This window comes from Burkholderia sp. AU31652 (assembly GCF_002223155.1).
In the GTDB taxonomy this organism is placed as follows: Bacteria; Pseudomonadota; Gammaproteobacteria; order Burkholderiales; family Burkholderiaceae; genus Burkholderia.
In genome coordinates this window covers 748751-769909 of record NZ_NKFG01000003.1, presented here as the reverse complement: position 1 = coordinate 769909, position 21159 = coordinate 748751, and the positions used below count along the sequence as shown (strand labels likewise).

The 21159-nt window shown below is 69.3% G+C and carries 13 protein-coding genes and 1 riboswitch; of the genes, 7 read left to right on the top strand and 6 right to left on the bottom strand.

Annotated features, from left to right (window positions below):
- Positions 1-82: 82 nt before the first annotated feature.
- Positions 83-358, bottom strand: coding sequence for a pentapeptide MXKDX repeat protein (locus CFB40_RS06285; RefSeq protein ID WP_011351498.1), 276 nt, complete (start codon positions 356-358; stop codon positions 83-85).
- Positions 359-629: 271 nt separating this feature from the next.
- Positions 630-746, top strand: a riboswitch (TPP riboswitch).
- Between the two features lie 124 nt (positions 747-870).
- Between CFB40_RS06285 and thiC the strand changes: the two genes are divergently transcribed.
- The 5 genes from thiC (at position 871) to CFB40_RS06260 (ending at position 6549) form a co-directional block, all read left to right on the top strand.
- On the top strand, positions 871-2802 hold the full coding sequence (gene thiC / locus CFB40_RS06280) for a phosphomethylpyrimidine synthase ThiC (protein WP_048024440.1): 1932 nt from the start codon (positions 871-873) through the stop codon (positions 2800-2802).
- Between the two features lie 239 nt (positions 2803-3041).
- Positions 3042-3254: a glycine zipper 2TM domain-containing protein gene (locus CFB40_RS06275; RefSeq protein WP_069247576.1), complete on the top strand. Its 213-nt coding sequence runs from the start codon at positions 3042-3044 to the stop codon at positions 3252-3254.
- Between the two features lie 217 nt (positions 3255-3471).
- Positions 3472-3726, top strand: coding sequence for a hypothetical protein (locus tag CFB40_RS06270; RefSeq protein ID WP_089430822.1), 255 nt, complete (start codon positions 3472-3474; stop codon positions 3724-3726).
- A gap of 152 nt (positions 3727-3878) precedes the next feature.
- Positions 3879-4805, top strand: a complete 927-nt coding sequence (locus tag CFB40_RS06265; protein WP_089430821.1) for a DMT family transporter — start codon at positions 3879-3881, stop codon at positions 4803-4805.
- A gap of 463 nt (positions 4806-5268) precedes the next feature.
- The gene (locus CFB40_RS06260) at positions 5269-6549 is read left to right on the top strand and encodes a sensor domain-containing phosphodiesterase (RefSeq protein ID WP_089430820.1); all 1281 of its coding nucleotides are present in this window, start codon (positions 5269-5271) and stop codon (positions 6547-6549) included.
- 58 nt (positions 6550-6607) lie between these two features.
- On the opposite strand, the gene arfB is transcribed toward CFB40_RS06260, so the two are convergent.
- The 4 genes from arfB to recC are packed head-to-tail and all read right to left on the bottom strand — an operon-like array spanning position 6608 to position 16483.
- Positions 6608-7012, bottom strand: coding sequence for an alternative ribosome rescue aminoacyl-tRNA hydrolase ArfB (gene arfB, locus CFB40_RS06255; protein ID WP_011351491.1), 405 nt, complete (start codon positions 7010-7012; stop codon positions 6608-6610).
- Positions 7009-9435: an AAA family ATPase gene (locus tag CFB40_RS06250; protein WP_089431371.1), complete on the bottom strand. Its 2427-nt coding sequence runs from the start codon at positions 9433-9435 to the stop codon at positions 7009-7011. The genes arfB and CFB40_RS06250 overlap by 4 nt, the downstream gene beginning before the upstream one ends.
- A gap of 2 nt (positions 9436-9437) precedes the next feature.
- Positions 9438-13148, bottom strand: a complete 3711-nt coding sequence (recB, locus tag CFB40_RS06245; protein WP_089430819.1) for an exodeoxyribonuclease V subunit beta — start codon at positions 13146-13148, stop codon at positions 9438-9440.
- A complete protein-coding gene (gene recC, locus CFB40_RS06240; RefSeq protein ID WP_089430818.1) occupies positions 13145-16483 on the bottom strand; it encodes an exodeoxyribonuclease V subunit gamma in 3339 nt (1112 codons plus the stop codon). Before recC ends, recB begins: the two co-directional genes overlap by 4 nt.
- 182 nt (positions 16484-16665) lie before the next feature.
- Between recC and CFB40_RS06235 the strand changes: the two genes are divergently transcribed.
- Positions 16666-18957 (top strand): FUSC family protein, encoded by a 2292-nt coding sequence (locus CFB40_RS06235; protein WP_089424916.1) that lies wholly within the window; start codon positions 16666-16668, stop codon positions 18955-18957.
- Between the two features lie 290 nt (positions 18958-19247).
- Positions 19248-20615: an amino acid permease gene (locus tag CFB40_RS06230; protein ID WP_089424915.1), complete on the top strand. Its 1368-nt coding sequence runs from the start codon at positions 19248-19250 to the stop codon at positions 20613-20615.
- Positions 20616-20762: 147 nt separating this feature from the next.
- Here the strand turns inward: CFB40_RS06230 and CFB40_RS06225 are convergent, their stop codons facing one another.
- The gene (locus CFB40_RS06225) at positions 20763-20924 is read right to left on the bottom strand and encodes a hypothetical protein (protein ID WP_006476417.1); all 162 of its coding nucleotides are present in this window, start codon (positions 20922-20924) and stop codon (positions 20763-20765) included.
- Between the last annotated feature and the right edge of the window lie 235 nt (positions 20925-21159).

Genomic DNA, 21159 nt, shown 5'->3' with positions numbered 1-21159 from the left:
CCGGAATGAGTCAACGGGACGGGACGCGATGCGGGCGGCCGCCGTGCGACGCACGCGCCGGCCGCGCCGCGTCCGCCTTTCGTCAGTTCGACGGCGCCATCTTGTCGCCCGACGGCTTGCCCATCTCGTCGTGCGACATCGCGTCCTTCTTCATCGCGTCTTTCTTCATCGCATGCTTCTTCATGCCGTCCTTCTTCATCGCGTCATGGCCCATTGCATCCTTGGCCATCGCGTCGTGGCCCATCGCGTCCTTCGACATCGACGAGCCCGGCTGCGACATCGCATCGTTCTGCGCATACGCGCCCGTGGCGATCGTGGCGAAAGCGGCGACGCAAGCGGCAATCAGTACTTTTTTCATGACATCTCTCCAAAACAACATGGGTTTAAGGAGCCGAATAGACGGACGACGTCGCGGGAAATGACAGCCGCTGCGAAAATTTTTTTTGAAGTTGCGCGAAAGCGCGTCATGCTGCACCGCATTGCGTGGCCGGCCCAGCCGGGAGGCCATGCGGCGGCGACACGCGCTGCCATTTCGACGGGCCACCGTGCCGCCCGCCATGCTGCGGCCGCACCGAGGCAGCCGATCCTCTCCCGGTTGAAACCGCCGCCAAGCCAGTGTATCGTGTGCCCTGCTAACGCGGGGGTCCTGCAATGCGCCCGGTCAAACAGCCGGCATTGCGGGTGAGAAATACCCTTTGAACCTGATCTGGATAATGCCAGCGCAGGGAAGCGTACGGATTTCGCCGCCATCCTTCTGACGAAATCCGCCGCCTCACCAAGCCTCGTCTCCTGCTTAGCTCGAGCCCCACATACGTCAAGGGCTCCGGGCAAGCGCCGAAGCGCCTGTCCGGCGCTCACACAGGAGATTGCATGAACGCCAATCCGAAGTTTCTGTCCGCCGACGCTCATGTCGATGCCGCGGCCGTCGCCCCGCTGCCGAATTCCCGCAAGGTCTATGTCACCGGCTCCCAGCCCGACATCCGCGTGCCGATGCGTGAAATCACGCAGGCCGACACGCCGACCGGCTTCGGCGGCGAAAAGAATCCGCCGATTTACGTGTACGACACATCGGGCCCCTACACCGATCCGGACGCGAAGATCGACATCCGCGCGGGCCTGGCCGCGCTGCGTCAGGGCTGGATCGAGGCACGCGGCGACACCGAAGTGCTCGGCGGCCTGTCGAGCCAGTACGGCCTCGAGCGCGCGGCCGACCCGGCCACCGCCGACCTGCGGTTCCCGGGCCTGCACCGCAACCCGCGCCGTGCCCAGGCCGGCAAGAACGTCACGCAGATGCACTACGCGCGCCAGGGCATCATCACGCCGGAAATGGAATACATCGCGATCCGCGAGAACCAGCGCCGCGCCGAGTACCTCGAGAGCCTGAAGGCGAGCGGCCCGAACGGTGCGAAGCTCGCCGCGATGATGGGCCGCCAGCACCCGGGCCAGGCGTTCGGCGCAGCGGCCTTCGGCGCGAACGCACCGGCCGAGATCACGCCGGAATTCGTGCGCTCGGAAGTGGCGTGCGGCCGCGCGATCATCCCCGCGAACATCAACCACCCGGAATCCGAGCCGATGATCATCGGCCGCAACTTCCTCGTGAAGATCAACGCGAACATCGGCAACTCGGCCGTCACGTCGTCGATCGGCGAGGAAGTCGACAAGATGACGTGGGCGATCCGCTGGGGCGGCGACACGGTGATGGACCTGTCGACCGGCAAGCACATCCATGAAACGCGCGAGTGGATCATCCGCAACAGCCCGGTGCCGATCGGCACGGTGCCGATCTACCAGGCGCTGGAAAAGGTCAACGGCAAGGCCGAGGATCTCACCTGGGAAATCTTCCGCGACACGCTGATCGAACAGGCCGAGCAAGGCGTCGACTACTTCACGATCCATGCGGGCGTGCGCCTGCAATATGTGCCGCTCACCGCGAACCGGATGACCGGCATCGTGTCGCGCGGCGGCTCGATCATGGCGAAGTGGTGCCTCGCGCATCACAAGGAAAGCTTCCTGTACGAACACTTCGAAGAGATCTGCGAGATCATGAAGGCGTACGACGTGAGCTTCTCGCTCGGCGACGGCCTGCGCCCCGGCTCGATCTACGACGCGAACGACGAAGCGCAGCTCGGCGAACTGAAGACGCTCGGCGAGCTCACGCAGATCGCGTGGAAGCACGACGTGCAGGTGATGATCGAAGGCCCCGGCCACGTGCCGATGCAGCTGATCAAGGAGAACATGGATCTCCAGCTCGACTGGTGCAAGGAAGCGCCGTTCTACACGCTCGGGCCGCTGACCACCGACATCGCACCGGGCTACGACCACATCACGTCCGGCATCGGCGCCGCGATGATCGGCTGGTTCGGCACCGCGATGCTCTGCTACGTGACGCCGAAGGAGCACCTGGGCCTGCCGAACAAGGACGACGTGAAGGAAGGCATCATCACGTACAAGCTCGCCGCGCACGCCGCCGATCTCGCAAAGGGCCACCCGGGCGCGCAGGTGCGCGACAACGCGCTGTCGAAGGCGCGCTTCGAGTTCCGCTGGGAAGACCAGTTCAACATCGGCCTCGATCCGGACAAGGCGCGCGAGTTCCACGACGAAACGCTGCCGAAGGATTCCGCGAAGGTCGCGCACTTCTGCTCGATGTGCGGCCCGCACTTCTGCTCGATGAAGATCACGCAGGACGTGCGCGAGTTCGCGGCGCAGCAGGGCGTGTCGGAAACCGAGGCGCTGAAGAAGGGGATGGAAGTGAAGGCGGTCGAGTTCGTCAAGACCGGCGCCGAAATCTATCATCGCCAGTAAGCGAATGCGCGGTCCGGCGCTCCCCGCCGGATCGTCTCGCCAGGCACGAAGCCCGCTTTCGAGCGGGCTTTTTTGCGCATGTCGCGTGCCTGCCGGTCCATGCGAAACAATTGATTACGAAACCGCGCGAGCCTTAACAAGTCCTTACAGCAGCAGCGCGGGACGGCGCGTAGATTGGGGACATGCACGGCCGCCAGCCGGTCGTGCGCCTTCCGTTCACTACCACAAGGACAACGATCATGAATTCGATTCGGCGTTTTGGGGTATACGCTCTCCTCGTCGCGACAGTGGCCAGCCTGTCGGCCTGCGATTCGATGTCGCGACGCCAGCGTGATACGGCAATCGGTGCGGGCGTCGGCGGCGTCGCCGGCGCGGCGATCGGCGGCAACGCGCTGTCGACGCTGGGCGGCGCGGCGGCCGGCGGCATCATCGGTAACCAGGTCGGCAAGTAAGCAGTCCGACATCGGCCGGCCGGGCGTCGTCGCCCAGCGGCGGGCCGGGCGGTTCAACGGCGTTTCCGCGGGGCGGAAGCGCCGTTTTCGTCTGTCGCGCCGCAACTGGCGCGGCCGCCCCCCGGAAATGATCGGTTACCGTTTCTCATACCGTGTCATCGGGACTCGGCCTAAGCTTCAAGCATCTGCCGATAGCCGGCTCCGCCGGAGACACATCATGAACAGGACCCTCGTCGCCACGGCGCTTGCCTGCACGACGCTTGCCGGCTGCTATTACCCGTACGGTTACTATCCGGGCGGCTATTACACGGCGGCGCCGGTGCCGGTACAGCCCGCGCCCGTGTATGTCGATCCGGCCCCCGCCTACTACTATCCGGCGCCGGCCTATGCGCCCGCATGGGGCGGTTATTGGGGCCCGGCGCTGTCGCTCAATTTCGGCTTCGGCGGACGCGGCGGCTGGCGTCATCACTGACCTGATCGGCCGCGCCGCACGTGGCGGCGCGGCCGCCGGCCGGCGGCAAACCGGCGGAATGGCCGTTTCTTGTCGTTTCATCCGATCGTGAAACGACGGGGCGGTAACGCGGTGTAAGATTCCTCGCATCCCGTCCCCGCCCTCGCCGATCGATGTCACCCAAGAACGCTCTCCTGCTGACCGTGCTCGCCGCCCTGTGGGGCGCGTCCTTCCTGTTCATCCGAGTCGGCGTGGTCGATTTCGGCGTCGCGCCGCTGATGGCGTTGCGGGTGGGCATCGGCGCGCTGTTTCTCGCCGGCTTCGCGCTGACGCGCTTCAAACCCACCGATCTCGGCGCCCGGCTGCGCCGTCATGCGTGGCCATTGTTCGTCGTCGGCGCACTGAACTCGGGCATTCCGTTCTGCCTGTTCGCGTTCGCCGAACTGACGCTGTCGGCCGGCGTGACGTCGGTGATCAACGCGACGACGCCGCTGTGGGGCGCGCTCGTGGCCTACCTGTGGCTGAAGGACAAGCTGTCGCTGCCGCGCGCGCTCGGCCTCGTGATCGGTTTCGCCGGCGTGCTCACGCTCGTGTGGAACCAGATCGCGAATGCGCACGGCGAAACGGGCGCCGCCGCGACCGCGCTCGCCGCCGCCGCGGCGCTCGGTGCGACGCTGCTGTATGGCATCGCGGCCAACTACACGAAGCGCAAGTTGACCGGCGTCGATCCGCTCGTCAACGCGACCGGCAGCATGATCGGCTCGACCCTCCTGCTGCTGCCGTTCGCGATCGCCACCTGGCCGGCCGCGCCGGTCAGCGCGCACGCATGGGGCTCGGTGCTCGCGCTGGGCGTCGCCTGCACCGGCATCGCGTATTTCATCTTCTTCCACCTGATCGCGCACATCGGCCCCGCGCGAGCGATTACCGTGACGTTCGTGATCCCCGTGTTCGGCCTGCTGTGGGGCGCGCTGTTCCTCGGCGAACACGTATCGGCCGTGATGATCGAAGGCTGCGCGATCGTGCTCGTCGGCACCGCGCTCGCGACCGGCGCGATCAAGCGGATTCCCGGGATCCGGCCGCGCAGCGGCGAAGCGACCTGACGATACATTCGGGTGCACGCGCCGCCATCGTTCCGGCCGTGATGCGTGACGACCGGGCGCAGGCTGTTGATCGCCGCGCCCGCGAATGGTGCCGCGGCGCGACGGCATTCGTCTGACGGCGACCGCCGCTCACTACTTGCCGGCCGCCAGGATTTCCCGCCTCGCCTCGCCTCGCCTCGCCTCGCATGGCATGCTGCCGGATTGTCATGTGCGGCGGCGACGCCCGACGCTGCGCGGCGGTCATGCGCGGCGCGCATGCGAGCGGCGCCGGCCGCAGTTCCGTTCCCGCGTGTGTCTGGAGTTTCCCTGATACGCGAGCCGCCGCGTTCCCGTTACACTCCGGACACTTACCCGCAGAAGGCGGCCTCGATGTTCCATGTCCTTTCGCGTCCGCCGGCGCGTGCGACTGCTTCAGCGTGGCGGCGCGCCGTCGTTCTGCCGCTTGGCCCCGGGCACCGTTGACATGAAGCCCGCCCGCGACCTCTCACTCGACTCCCTGCTCGAACGCCTCACGCCGACGCCCGGCGGCTGGGTCGCCACCTATCGCACTACGACGTTGCGCAGCGTGTTCCAGCCCGTGCTGTCGATCACGCACAAGCGGGTCGTCGGCTACGAAGCGCTGCTGCGCGTCGTCGATCCGAACGGCGCCCTGATCTCGCCCGCCGCGCTGTTCGACAAGACGCGCGCCGACGCCGACGCGCTGCTGCTCGACCGGCTCGCGCGCTGCCTGCACACGGCCAACTTCGTCGCGCAGGGCATCGGTGACGGCTGGCTGTTCCTGAACGTCAACCCGCGCGTGCTCGACTCGGGCCTCGTGCAGCGCGAATTCGTCGAGGCGCTGTGCCGCCATTTCGCGCTGCCGCCGAACCGCATCGTGCTGGAAGTCGTCGAACAGCCGTCGCGCGACGAAGCCGCGCTCGCCCGCACGATCGACATGATCCAGCATCGCGACTTCCTGATCGCGATCGACGACTTCGGCACGGGATTCTCGAATTTCGACCGCGTGTGGCGCGCGCGCCCCGACATCGTCAAGCTCGATCGCTCGCTCGTCGTCCGCTCGACCGGTTCGGCCGACGATCGCAGGATCATGCATCACCTCGTGTCGATGCTGCATCAGGCCGGTGCGATGGTGCTCGCCGAGGGCGTCGAGAGCGACGACTCGCTGCAGGCGCTGATGGAAGCCGACATCGATTTCGTGCAGGGTTTCCAGTTCGGCCAGCCCGATGCATCGATCGCCCATGCCAGCGCGGCAGCACCCGCGATGCTCGACGCCGCGTGGCAGCGCTTCATCGCGCGCCGGCACGCACCGGTCGCCGCCGAGCAGCCCGGCTTCGACGCGATCGAGCGGCTCGTGCTGTCCGGCGCGGCGGCGTTTTCCGCAAGCGGCAACCTGCAGGACGCCGCGCAGCGCGTGTTCGCGGTGCCGGCCGCGCGCCGCGTGTTCGTCACCGACGAAACCGGCGAGCAGTTCCTGCCGTCGATCGGCGCGCGCGCCGACGACGGCCAGGCGGGCTTCACCCGCCTCTCGCCGCTCTTCCCGGAAACCCACAGCAACTGGTCGCGGCGCCCGTATTTCCAGCGCGCGATCGCCGCGCCCGGACGCGTCGCGCTGATGGGCCCGCACTTCTCGCTGACGGAAGGCCGCGACTGCTATACGGCCGCCGTCGCGATCCGCGCGCAGAACCGGCTGGTCGTGTTCTGCGTCGACTTCGTGCTCGACAGCGCCGGGACCGTGATGCGCTAGCCGGCACGACGGCGAGCGTTCGGCTGTCGCACCCGTCGCTCGTCGGCTCATCCACTCGTCAGTCGGTCACCTTCCCTCTTCCCGACTTCACCACGCTGCGGCGCGACTTGTGCTCGAGCCGCCGCTCCTTCGACGCACGCGTCGGCCGCGTGGCGACCCGCGCACGCGGCGTGAATGCAACGCCGCTGATCAACGCATCGAGTCGCGCCAGCGCGGCTTCGCGATTCTTCTCCTGGGTGCGATATTCCTGCGACTTGATCACGACGATGCCGTCACGCGTGATGCGCTGGTCGGACAGTGCAAGGAGCCGCTCCTTGATGACGGGCGGCAACGACGACGCGCGGATATCGAAGCGCAGGTGGATCGCGCTCGACACCTTGTTCACGTTCTGCCCGCCCGCGCCCTGCGCGCGCACGGCCGTCCATTCGACTTCGGCCGGATCGAGCGTATAGCGGATCATCATCGCGCAGCCTCCTTGCGGCGCCGTGCCAGCGCCTCGTCGACGCGTGCCGCGAGCCCAGAATCGCGCTGCGTACGCGTCGCGACCGCCTGCGCGAGCACGCGCCGCGGCCCGATCACCTGCACGCGCGTGCGGGCACGCGTGACGGCCGTATAGACGAGCTCGCGCGTGAGCACGCGGCCGAACGACGCCGGCAGCACGAGCGCGGCTTCGTCGAATTCCGAGCCCTGCGACTTGTGGACCGTCAGCGCGAACGCGGTTTCGTGCGGCGGCAGCGCGGCCGGCGACACCGCGCGCGCGGTGCCGTCCGCGCGCCTGAACCACACGCGCAGCACGCCGTGCGCGTCGGGCAGCGCAATGCCGATATCGCCGTTGAACAGCCCGAGCGCATAGTCGTTGCGCGTCACCATGATCGGCCGCCCCGTGAACCAGTGCGCGCCGACCGCCAGCGGCACCCGCGCCGCGTGGCGCACGTGCGCGGCCACGAGCGCATTGACGTGCTCCGCGCCGCGCAAGCCGCTGCGGGTCGCGCACAGGATCCGGAACCGGTTGAGCGCGTCGAACAGCGGCAACGGATCGGGCGCCGGCGCGGCCAGCGTGTCGCGCAACGCGTCGAGGTAAGCGCCGAAGCGCCGCGCGAGCCGCTCGACCGTCGACGACGCGAGCGACTCGCCCGCATCGTCGTGGAATGACGCGGCGGCCGAATCGTCGGCGGGCAGCGCGTCGAGCGCGGCCTGCACGTCGCCGCTGCGGATCGCGAGCGACAGCCGCCCGATCGGTGAATCGAGACCGAAGCGGTAATTGCGTTCGAGCCAGACCACGCAGTCGGCGAGCGGTGCGTGTGCGGGTGCGTGTGCGGGTGCGGGTGCGGGTGCGGGTGCGGGTGCGGGTGCGGGTGCGGGTGCGGGTGCGGGTGCGGGTGCGGGTGCGGGTGCGGGTGCGGGTGCGGGTGCGGGTGCGGGTGCAGGTGCGGGCGTGGCGGGCGCGGCGGCGGGTTCGCCCGGCAATATCGATGTGATCGACGCAAGCGCCGCGTCGCCCGCGTCGAACGGCGGCAGCTCGACGGCGTCGAGCCACGCAAGTTCGTCGACCTCGATCCACGCGGGGGCGTCGCCTGCCGCGCCAGCCTCACCTGGCTCACGGGTTTCGGTCAGCGCCGGACCTGCGGCCGGCGGCGGCGCGACGCTGGACGGCGAACTGTCGTCATCCTGCGATTCGTCGTCGAAAAGCGATGCCTGTCGCACGTCGACTTTCCGTCGCGACGCTGGTTTGCGCGTAGCGGCCGCGGCAGGCGCCGGCGCCTCCACCGCGGCGGAAGCCGGATGCGCAGCGGGAGCGGCGGCGGTCGCGGCGTCGTCCCGCAGCGGCAGCGCCGCGACGAATGCCGCCTCGTCGATGCCGAGCGCCTGCGCGATGCGCGTGCGCGCCGCGGCGGTAAACGCCGGCCGCGCGCTCAACTCTGCAAACACGGCACCCGCCTCGACCGCGGCGAGTTGGTCCTTGTCGCCGAGCAGCACGAGCCGCGCCCCCGGCGCGAGCGCATCGAGCAGATGCGCGGCGAGCGCGACGTCGATCATCGACGCCTCGTCGACGACGATCAGGTCGTACGGCAGCGGATTGTCGCGATGATGCCGGAACCCGGCCGCCCCGCCGCCGCCGAGCAACCGGTGCAGCGTGTATGACGTATCCGGCAGGCGCGCCGCGAGTTCGGGCGGCAGGTCGCCGGCCCGTGCATGCAGCGCTTCCTGCATCCGCTGCGCGGCCTTGCCGGTCGGCGCGGCCAGCGCGACGCGCAGCACCGGATGCGCGTCGAGCAGACAGGCCAGCACGCCGACGACGGTCGTCGTCTTGCCCGTGCCCGGGCCGCCGCTGACGATCGTCACGCGGCCCGTCAGCGCGACGATCGCCGCGACGCGCTGCCAGTCGACTTCGCCGGTTGCCGGCCCGAAGTAACGCGCGAGGCTGTCGCGCAACCGGTCGGGCGCGAGACCTTCGTCCGGCGCGGCCACACCGGCTTGCGCGACGAGCGCATCGGCAAGCCGCCGTTCGTAGTCGAAATAGCGCGACAGGTACAGATGGTCGTGGCGGTCGACGATCAGCGGCCGCTCGTCGCCGCGTGCGAGCGTGCCGAACGCGACCACGCCGCTCGCGGCAAGCGCCGCACGGACTTCGTCGAGCGGGGCTTCGTAGCGCTGCGCGAGCGCGCCGAGCGCGACGCACACGTGGCCGCCCGCGGTCGCGCGACTCGTCGCGAACGCGGCACGCGCCGCCCAGCGCGCGGCCGCGGCCGGCGCACCGGCGCGACGAGCCAGATCGCCGATGCGGCGCGCAAACCCTTCCGCGAGCGCGATGCCGAAATCGGCGGGCTCGGGCAGCCGTGCGACGAGGCCACCGGTAAATTCGAGCGTGTCGTCCTGCGCGTTCACGTTCATGCGCGGCCCCCTTCCATCATCCGGTCGAGTGCGTCGACGAGCGCACGCTCGGGCCGCCGCGCATGCACGCCGGCCGCTTCGCCGCCGCTGCGCCAGCCGGGCCGTACACCGCGCACGAACAGGTACAGGTAGCCCGCGATATGCGTGTCGTAGTCATAGTCGGGCAGCCGGCCGCGCAGGTAGCGATGCAGCGCGACCGTATAGAGCAGCGCCTGCAGGTGATACGCGTGATCGGCCATCGCGACGTCGAGCGCGCGCGGGCCATAGGCGTCCGGCGTCGTGCCGAGATGGTTCGACTTCCAGTCGACGATCCAGAAGCGGCCGTCGTGTTCGACGATCATGTCGATGAAACCCTTGATGAAACCGGCGAGCATGCCCGCCTCCAGTGCAACGTCCGGGTAGCCGTGCGCGACCAGCAGCCGGCGCAGCGCCATCAGGTCGAGCGCGGGCGCCGGGAACAGGAAACCCATTTCGTCGAGCCGCTTCGCGGGATCGAGATCGGCGAGCCGCATGCCCGGCACGAGCTCGGTGTGCACGACATCGTCGACCAGCTGCACCATCATCGCCGGCAGGTGCGCGGCCAGCTCGGGCACGGCCTCGACCGGCCGGTCGTGCAGCGCGCCGAGCGCGGCCCTGGGCCACGACTCGGGCTCGGTGAAGCGGCTGAGCTCGAACAGGCGGTGCAGGCACTCGCCGGCCGCCGCGCCGCGCGGGAACACGAGGATATCGTCGTCCGGCGGCTCGGGCGCAACCGGATCGGCCAAGAGCCATTCGCCATCCGGCGCCACCGCGGCCAGTGCGTCGTGATCGGGCCGCAGCTCGTCATCGGGCACGGCCGCGACACCCGCCTCCTCGCGCGCCATCGACGCGGTCAGCGAACTGAAGCTGGCCATCCGCCACGCATCGCGCAGCACGCGCGTCGCATGGCGCGCCGCGAGCGTCTGTGACGCGTCGTGCCCGGCCGCGAGACGTTCGGGTCGCACGGGCGCCGGTAGCGGCGCGACGCTCACGGGGCCACCCGCGAGCGCCTGCCACGCTGTATCGAGCGCAGCCTCGTCGGGCGGCTCGTCGAGCCACGCATCGAATGACTGGCCGGCGCCCGCGACGAGCCAGTTGAGCACGCTGCGCCGTGATTCACGCGTCGAGCGCGACGACAGGTACGGCCCGGCGACGACGTAGCAGCGATAAACCGCGCGCGTGAGCGCCACGTAGACGAGCCGCGCGCGTTCCGCCGCCTGCTCGCGCAGCGCCTGCCGCGCCGCATGCTCGGCCGCCTCGTCGTCGCAGCCGTAATGCAGCACCGCGTCGCCCGCCTCGTCGTGATACTCGCGCGCATCGGGCAATGCGGACGCGGGCGGCTCGCGCAACGCGCCGTCGTTCAGGAACGGACAGAACACGATCGCGTATTCGAGGCCTTTCGACTTGTGCACGGTGACGATCTGCACGAGGTTGCGATCGGATTCGAGCCGCAGCTGCGCTTCCTCGCCGCCGCCGTCGAGCCGTTGCGCGGCGAGCCAGCGCAGCGTCGGCGCGATGCCCGGCTGCGCGGACGCGCGTGCCTGCGTCAGTTCGGCCAGATGGTTGATGTCGGTCACGCGGCGCTCGCCGTCCGCGCCGGCCATCAGGCGCTCGGCAATCCGCAGCTCCCGCGTGAACGTGCGCCACATCACCGCGAAGCCGCGTTCGCGCCACAACAGCCGATACCGCGAGAAGCGCTCGACCCAGCTCATCGCGTCGGCGCTGTCCGCCGCCGATGCTTCCCGTTGCGCGTCGCCGTCGCCCTGCTCCATCCGCCACAGCGCACCGGCATCGAGGCCGAACCAGTCGGATGCGAGCGCCGCGCGCAAGCGCCGCAGGTCGCCCGGTGCATCGATCGCCGCCAGCACGCGCTCGAGCTGCTCGGCGTCGCCGGTCGAGAACACCGAAGCCTGCGCCAGTTCGACGCTACCGATGCCCCACGTCGACAGCACGCGCTTCACGAGACTGCCCTGCCGGTGCGTCTGCACGAGCACCGCGATGTCGCCCGGCGACAGCGGTGTCTCGCCGAGCCGCACGCGCCCTTCGCGCGCGCCGCGCATCAGCCGCGCGATCTCGGCGGCGCAGGCCTGAGCGGCCTGTGCCTGTGCATCACGCTTGAGCAACGTGCCTTCGCCGCCCGGCAACGCCCACACCCGGAAGTCGCCTGCCGGGCCCGGATCGGTTGCGTCGACGAACGGCGCGCGCGCGCGCGTGCCGGCACGCACCGCGTAGTAGTCGAGCCCGTCGAGCACGAACGCGCGCGGATTCGACATGAAGAAGCGGTTGCATGCATCGACGATCGCGGGCGTCGAACGTTGGTTGACCGCGAGCGTGTAGCACGCGCTCGCCCGTGCGCGCGCGGCGAGATAGGTATGCAGATCGGCCGCGCGGAAGCTGTAGATCGCCTGCTTCGGATCGCCGACCAGAAACAGCGGGCCGCCCGGCGCAAAGATCCGGTCGAAGATCGCGAACTGCAGCGGGTCGGTATCCTGGAACTCGTCGATCAGCGCGGCCGGATAGCGCGCGCGCAGCGTTTCGGCAAGCCACGGATGCGCATGCAGCGCGTGGTACAGGTTCGCGAGCAGATCGTCGAACGAGACGACGCGCCGCGTGCGCTTGCGCTCGGCCAGCTCGCCCGGCGCCATGTCGAGCCATTCGGCGATCAGCGCGAGCCAGCGCGCGCGCTGCGCGGCCTCGGCCGCGGCCACGGCCGCTTCGAGCGCGTCGGCCACGTCGAAGAATGCGTGTTCGGGCGTCGCGCCGCCTTTTTTCGTGGCTTTCACGAGCGCGGTGTGCGTGAGCTTCAGCGCAGCCTTCGGCAGCGCAGCCGTCGCGTCGCCCTGCGCGAAATGCGCGGTCCATGCGGCCAGCGCATCGGCCACGGCCTCGGGTTTGTGCGAGCGCTGGTTGAGCGCGGACTGCGCGGTGCGCAGCAACGCATCGATCGCGTCGCGCTCGGCCGCCCACATCCGCTCGGCCTCGGCGAAGCATTCGGCGGCCGCCGCCTCGGCCGATTCGTCCGGCTCGGTCACGCCGTCCCAGCGCAGCGCGGCGAGCGGCTTCTTCAGCCGGCGCGCGAGCTGCGCATCGAGCGCGGCCGGGCCGGCGCCCGATTCGACGAGCCAGGTCGCGAAGCCCGGCCAGCGCGCGGCTGCCGGCTCGACGCGCGTGCGCCAGAAATCCGCTGCCAGTTCGAAGCGCAGCGACGCATCGTCGGCCTCCATGTCGAACGCGAACGGCATCGCCGCCGCGAACGGCGCTTCCTGCAGCGCGCGCTGGCAGAACGCATGGATCGTATGGATCGCGGCCTGGTCGAACGCGCGCAGCGCACGCCGGATCCGCTTCGCGGCCGTTTCGGGATCGAGCGCGCCGTCTTCGCCGAGCGTGGTTTCCAGCAGACGCTCGATGAACGGATCGCCGCCGTCGTCACCCGTGTCGAGCGCATGGGCCAGCTGCGCGAGCCGGCCGCGAATCCGTTCGTGCAGCTCGGCGGTCGCTGCTTTCGTGAAGGTCACGACGAGGATTTCATCCGCACCGAGATCCTTCTCCAGCAGCAGGCGCACATACAGCGCGCAGATGTTCCAGGTCTTGCCGGTGCCGGCCGACGCCTCGATCTGGTTGACACCGTCGAGCGGGCACGCGAACACGTCGAGTTCGAGCGCCTGCTGCGGCTGCGACACGGCGCTCATGCGACCTCCTTCAGATGTGCGACGAGCGGATCGAACACGAGCCGCGCGAGGGTGCCGAACGGCTCGTCGAGCGATGCATGCGCACCGCGCCACGCGATCGCGATGGCCGGATCGTCGGCCTCGCTCACGACCCGTTCGTTGATCCAGACGCTCGCGGCCTTCGCCTCGCCGTCGGACACCCTCGCCCACGCGCTGCGCGGAAAAAACCGCAGCGGCATGCGCCGCCCCGCGCGAAACAGCGCGGCCAGCGGCGCGAGCTGCTCGAGCGGCGCCGCGACCGGCGTCAGCTCGAATGCACCGCCGCTGCCGAACCACAGCGTGCGGCGCGGGCCACCGGGCTCCACCGCGCAGTAGACAAGATGCGCGAGCCACGCGGACAGGTAGTCGCGCGCACTCGGCCGTGCATAGCGATAGATGATCTGCCCGGCCGGCGTGAGCCGGTTCAGCGTGCCGTGCAGGTCGAGCGGCGCGCTCACCGCGTCGCCCGACAGCCGCGCGTCGTCGGCGCCGAACAGCGCCTGTTCGGTGTCCGGCCAGGCCGGCACGACGGTGAGCGTGAACGGCCGCCGCTCCATCCCGTCGGCCAGCGCGCGGCGCACGTTCGACGCAAGCTGCGTCATCGATCCGAGCGCCTGGTCGCGCCACACGGCGCCGGTCGCGCCGCCCGGCAGTTCGGGGCTCGCGTCCGCAATGCGCAGCGCGTGATCGTGCACGCCGCCCTCGTCCGACTCGATCAGCAACGGCAGCACGCGCTCGGCGAGTGCATCGCTGCCGGCGAAGTCGAGCGCGAACGGCTCGGTGTCGAGCAGTTCGGCCTGCGCGTCGGCGAGCACGATGCCGAGCCGCGCGCGCAGCAGCGCACGCGCGGGATGGCGCCAGAAGCGTTCGAATTCGCTGAATGCGACAGGCTCGACCGGTTCGGCCGGCAGCGGCTGCGCGAAGAACGGCAACTCGCGCGGCCCGTCGCGCGACGCCTCGGCGGCCAGCAGCGACGCGAGCGTCGCACGCTCGGCGTCAAAGGAAACGAGTTCGCTGCCGGGCTGGAAATAGGCGGCCGCGAACGGTTGCAGCGGATGCTCGACGACGAATGCACGCCGCGCGGCATCGACCGCGTCCGGCGCCGCGTCGGGCCCGGCCGTGACGAGCGCGAGATGGTCGAGCAGTTCGTCGACGAGTGCCGCGGGCGGCAACGGCGCGTTGTCGCGAATGCTGCGGCCCGTGTAGGCAATCATCAACCGGTCGCGCGCGGCGAGCAGCAGGTCGAGAAACAGGTTGCGCTCGTCGTCGCGGCGCTGGCGGTCGCCCAGCTTCGGCAACACGGCCATCAGGTCGAATTCGTCGGCGCGCGCGAGGCTCGGCAGCACGCCATCGTCCATCCCGAGCAGGCAGACGACGCGATACGGCAGGCCGCGCAGGCTCGTCAGCGACGAGAACGTGACGCCGCCCCACGGCACGCCGCCGCGCGCCGGATCGTCGAGCGCGGCGGCCAGCCCCGCCCGGACGACCGCCGCCGGCAACGCTTCGTCCGGCGCGCCCTCCGTCATCGCGGCCAGCATCGCGTCGAGCGCGTCGCGCACGCCCGCGAGCGCGTCCGCATACGCGGCGCCCGAATCGAAGAACCGCGCGAGCGTATCGGCGAACAGCTCGCTCCAGCCTTGCGGCGTATGCGATTCGGCCAGCCGCCGCGAGAAGCCGTCGAGATCGTCGGTGAAGCGTGCGAGCCGGCCGAGCAGTTCGGCCTCGCTGCCGGTGGCCGCCTCGATCGGCAGCCACGCGCCGACCGGCGCCGCGCCCTCAGGCATCGCATAACCGAGAAAGAGCCGCGCGAGCGCATCGGAGAACGTATGGCGCGGCGACGGCACGGCTGCATCGTCGCTCGCGAGCGGCGCCAGCCCGCGCCGCGCGCCGGCGGCCGCGAGCCAGGTCTGCACCGTCTCCAGCGCCGCCGCATCGATACCGTAGCGCGCCGCCACCGCGTCGACGCGCAGCCATTCGACCAGTTCGGGCGCACCGACCTGCCGCTCCGGCAACGCGAGCCAGTCGAGCAGCACGCGCGCGACCGGGTTCGCCTGCGACGGCGGCAGGCCGGTGATCCGGTAAGGCACACGCGAGCCGCCGGCGCCGGCCGTGCCGAACACCGCGTCGATCAGCGGCCCGGCCGCGGCGAGATCGGCCACCGCGACGAGCACGTCGGACGGTTGCAGGCTCGCGTCGGCGTCGAACCACGCGAGCAGCCGGTCGTGCAGCACCTCGAGCTGGCGCGCGAGGCTGTGGCACACGTGCACCTCGATCCCGCGCTCGGCCGGCGTGTCGCCGATTTCGGCCTCCGGCTGCAGTTCGAGGATCGCGTTCTGCACGCGCGCGAGCCACGTCGGCGCGGGATTCTCGACGAAACGCGACGCGTCGCCCGACGCGGCGCTTTCAGTCAGCTCGTGCAGCATGTGCAGCTGCGCCTGGGTCTGCCTGCCCCATTCGGCGAGCAGCGGATGGCCGACTTCCTGGTAATCGAGCCGCCCGGCCGCATCGAGCGCCTCGGCATGCGCGGCGGTCACGATGTCGAACCAGAATTCGCGGCACGGGTTCAGCGCATAGACGCGCACGTCGATCCAGCGCGACAGCTCGCGCAGCAACGCGACGTGCAGCGGCGGCATCGTCGGCAGCGCGAACACGCTGACCGATTCCGGCCAGTCCGCGCGCGCGATGGCTTGCGGATCGAGATGGCGCGCCTCGACGAGGAAACGGTGCGCCGGCGGCGTGCCGCTGTCGCTCAGCTCGGCGAGCAGCGCGCGCCACAGCGCGGCCTGCCAGCGTTCGTCGTCGCGTGCGGCGTCGCTGATCCCGCGCGGCGCGCCGTCGCCCGCGAGCACGGACTCGCCGGCCTGCCATGCGGCCAGCCATTCGGGACGATAGGTCAGGTAATGATCGAGCACGGCCGCGACGCGGTGTGCCAGCTCGTAGCGCATCGCATCGTCGGACGCGGACAGATACGCGGCCAGCCGCGGCGACGCGAGCCACGGCGCGCCGTCGGCCGCCTGCGCGAACAGCCGGTAGCAGCGCCACACGAGGCGATCGGGTGCGAACGGCGAACGCGCGGGAACCGTCAGCACGCGGCCGATCTGCGCCCACAGCCATTGCGCGAGATACGTGAACTCGACGTTCGCGCACACGCCGTTGCGCGCGGCGATGTCGAGCTCGAGACGGCGGCGCAGCGCCGCGCTCGGCACGATGACCTGTTGCGGCGCCCACGGGCCATTGCGGGCCGGGAACGCGGCCAGATCCTCGAGCAGCGCATCGGCCAGCGTTTCGTGACGGTTCGAATAGAAGAGATGGAGCATGAAGCAGGCGTCGGAACCTCGCGCCGGCCGGGCCGGGCGAACAGGATCACCAAGGATAGCAAATGGGCCGCCGTCGCGAACCTCGTCCGGAAGGCCAGGTTTTACGGATCGCGAAATACGATAGACTCGTCGCCAGTCAAGATGCCGCCCCCGGGCGTCTTCGTCTGCTATTCAGCCCATCGATGCGCTATTCGGTCGAAATCAGAAAGTTTTTCTACAGCCAGTACTTTTTCGGCGGCCTGCGGATCGCGGTCGGCGTTTCGCTGCCGGCCGTGCTGTGCCTGATCGTGTTTCACAACCGGGAGCTCGGCTTCACGATCTCGACGGGCGCGCTCGGCGCCTGCGTCGTCGACATGCCGGGCCCGCTCAAGTACAAGCACAACGAAATGCTCGCTTGCAGCGTGATCGGTTTTCTGGCCGCGCTCGCCACCGGCCTCGCGACACCGAACATCTTCGTGCTGTGGCTCACCATCGTGCCGCTCACCTTCGTGCTGTCGCTGATCGTCGTCTACGGCAACCGCTGGCCGCAGATCAGCTTCGCGACGCTGTTCATGATGGTGATGACGCTCGAGGAGAAATTCACGCCGCTGCAGGCGTTCATCAACGCCGGCTGGATTCTCGCGGGCGGGCTCTGGTACACGTACTGGGCCACGCTCGTGTCGCAATGGCAGGCGCGCCGGATCGAGCAGCAGGCGCTTGCCGAGAGCCTGTTCGCGTGCGCCGACTACCTGCTCGCGCGCGCGCAGTTCTACGATCTCGATGCCGATCTCGACGAGTGCTACCGCAATCTCGTCGCCAAGCAGATCACGGCGGTCGAAACGCAGGAAACCGCGCGCGACATCGTGCTGCGCAACCTGCCGAAGCTGCGGCGCGGCAAGCTCGACCCCGGCCGCACGACGATGTACAACCTGTTCATCAACAGCGTCGACCTGCACGAGCTGTTCGTCGGCGCCCACACCGATTACCCGCTGGTGCGCAATACGTTCGGCGGCTCCGACCTGATCATTTTCTACCGCGACCTGATCCGCAAGGCGGCTGCCGATCTCGAGGAAATCGGCCTCGCGGTGCTCGAGAACCGCGCACCGCATTCGCGGATCAGCGTGAAGGCCGAGCTGCGCGCGATCGAGTACGAGATCGAGCTGATGCGCAAGAAGAACTTCCCGGCCACCAATGCGGAAGCGTATGCGGCCGTGCTGGCCACGTTCCGGCGCATCTGGAGCGCGACGCGCCTGATCGACCGGATGCGCCGCAACCTGTCGGGCCACGCCGATCCGCAGCAAACCGAACTGAAGATCGACAAGGCGCTCACGCGCTTCCTGCAGCGCCGCCGGATGTCGCCGCTCCTGATCTTCTCGAACCTGAACATGCGCTCGCCGAGCTTCCGCCACGCGCTGCGCGTGACGATCGCGGTGGCGGTCGGGTTCTGGCTCGGCCGGTTGCTGCCGCTCACGAATGCGTACTGGATCGTGATGACGACCATCATCATCCTGAAGCCCGGCTACTCGCTCACCAAGCAGCGCAACGCGGCGCGTATCGTCGGTACGCTGATCGGCTGCGCGGCGAGCGTCGCGCTGATCTACACGGTCAAGGATACGCACCTGCTGATCGCGATCATGTTCGGGTCGATGGTGATGAGCTACAGCCTGCTGCTGTTCAACTACGCGGCGAGCGTCGTGTTCACGTCGTCGTACGTGCTGCTGATGTTCCACCTGCTCGCGCCGGGCAGCATGCGGATCATCGGCGAGCGCGCGATCGACACGGTGGTCGGCTGCATGATCGCGATCGCCGCGAGCCGGCTGTTCCCGTACTGGGAATACCGGCTGATGGGCAAGCAGGTCGCCGACATGCTCACCGCCACCCGCAAGTATTTCGAAGCCGTGTGGCGCGCCGGGCGCGGCATGTCGCCGCCGCCGGTGCCGGCCGCCGACGGCGCGGCCGTCGTGCCGGTCGTCGCCGCGGCCATCGAGACACCGTCCACGGCCCTCGACGACGACTACCGCTACCGCCTCGCGCGCAAGGACGTGCACATCGCGTTCGCGAATCTCGGGCAGGCGTTCCAGCGGATGATGATCGAGCCGAAGGCGCACCAGCGCTTCGTGCCCGAACTGAACGACCTGCTCGTGCAGACGCACGTGCTCGGCGCGCAGATCACGGCCGCCGCGCCGCTGATCCGCACGGCCTGCGCGGCCGACGGCAGCATCCTCCACGATGACGCGCTGCATCGCGGCCTCGCCGCCGTGCTCGACAATCTCGAGAAGGCCGAAGCGGGCGAGCCGCCGCCCGCCGACCAGCTCGACGCGTCGAAGCAGATCACGCGCGACCTCGACGCGATGGTCGTGTCCGCGGAGCAATCCGATGCGGTGGGGGCCGAGCTCACGCACGACCTGAAGGTGCTCGCGCACCAGTGCAAGCAGATGCTCGCGTCGTCGCTGCTGATCCGCAAGGATGCGAGCGTGATCCGCCTGCCCGCCTGACCCAGGCTTGACCCCGCCGGTGGCCGGCCCGCGCCTGCCGCGGATCGGCCCCGGCGCCCCCCGATTCAGCGATCCCCGAAGCATGACCCGCCCGTTCCACGCGGCCCGCGCCCTCGTAGCGCGACCGCCCCGCCCCGCATTGCGCCCGTCGCGCCAGTCAGGGAATACCCGATTCCGGTCACCCGGCCCGGCTTGTTATCATTTGTTCACATTTAAGTTGTCTATACAACTTGAGCCAATCGGACCGGCTCCGCTCGCCCGGTCCGTCGCATAACGATATCGGAGACACGATGAAAAACTTGCAGCGCCACCTGAGCGCGCGGCACATCCGCTTTCTCGCGCTGGGTTCGGCGATCGGCACGGGCCTGTTCTACGGGTCGGCGTCCGCGATCCAGCTCGCGGGCCCGGCCGTGATCCTGGCGTACATCCTGGGCGGCGCGGCCGTCTACATGGTGATGCGCGCGCTCGGCGAGATGGCCGTGCGCGAACCCGTCGCCGGCTCGTTCGGCCACTACGCGACCGAGAACCTCGGCCCGTTCGCCGGGTTCGTCACCGGCTGGACCTACACGCTCGAAATGGTGATCGTCGCGATCGCCGACATCACCGCGTTCGGCATCTACATGGGCTTCTGGTTTCCGGATGTCCCGCAATGGATCTGGGTGCTCGGCGTGGTCGCGATCATCTGCGGGCTGAACCTGTGCCACGTGAAGGTGTTCGGCGAGCTCGAGTTCTGGCTGTCGATCATCAAGGTCGGCGCGATCGTCGCGATGATCGGCGGCGGCGTCGCGATCCTGCTGACCGGCATGCACTTCGGCCATTCGGCCGACGTGCCGACGTTCGCGAACCTGTGGAACCATGGCGGCTTCCTGCCGAACGGCGTCGGCGGGCTGATCGCGTCGCTGTCGGTCGTGATCTTCGCGTACGGCGGGATCGAGGTGATCGGCATGAGCGCCGGCGAGGCGAAGGATCCGGAGCGCGTGATTCCGCGCGCGATCAACGCGGTGCCCGCGCGCATCCTGCTGTTCTACGTGCTGACGATGGTCGTGCTGATGTCGATCAGCCCGTGGACGGGTGTCGGCAACGACGGCAGCCCGTTCGTGCAGATCTTCTCGGCGCTCGGCGTGAAGTCGGCCGCAACCATCCTCAACCTGGTGGTGATCAGCGCGGCGATCTCCGCGATCAACAGCGACATCTTCGGCGCGGGCCGGATGATGTTCGGCATGGCGCGCCAGGGCCAGGCGCCGGCCGTGCTGATGACGACGTCGCGGCACGGTGTGCCGTGGGTCACGGTGCTCGTGATGGCGGTCGCGCTGCTCGTCGGCGTGCTGCTCAATTACCTGATGCCGAAGGACGTGTTCCTGATGGTCGCCGCGATCGCGACGTTCGCCACCGTGTGGGTGTGGCTGATGATCCTGCTGTCGCAGGTCGCGATGCGCCGCCGGCTGTCGAGCGCCGAAGTCGCGGCGCTGAAGTTCAAGGTGCCGTTGTGGCCGGTCGCGCCGGCACTGACGATCGCGTTCATGGGCTTCGTGATCGTGATGCTCGGCTGGTTCGAGGACACGCGCGTCGCGCTGGTCGTCGGCGCGGCCTGGCTCGCGCTGCTCGCGGTCGTGTTCTACGCACGGATCCGCCCGAAGTTCGCCGCTGCGTCACGTTGACGCACGACTGACCTGCCTACGCGGCGCGCCGGTTCCGGCGCCCGCTTCTCTCCCGGCTCCGCGCGGCATCCCGCGCGCCAGCAGCCGGGGATTCCGCGCCTTCGCATGCACCTGCGTGCGCGGCCCGCCGGGCCGCGCATCGGTACGTCAGTGCGACGCCGCGCTCGCGGCCTCGGCCGGATGGGCCTCGTCGTACGCGTGCTTCTGCGAAATCGCGTTGTACAGGATCGTCCCGATCACGAGCAGCACGGCCACGACGATCAGGATGCTCACGTTGCGGACAGGGTTCTTCTTGCGCTGATCGTTCATGGTCGGGGCGATTCCGTCAAATTCATCAAAGCGGGCATTCTACGCGCTTGCGCGCCCGCTGCGACGCGCCGTTTCCGATCCCCTTCCCCGTCCTCCGCCCGCCCACCGCAAGCTTTCATTTGATAACCATTCCCATTTCGATCTAGAATCTCCAGTCTTTCATTTTGTAATGTTTCGGGTCGCTCGGGCGGCAGGCGCGCCCCGGAACGCTCCCATCGTCCACCTGCCCCTTCCG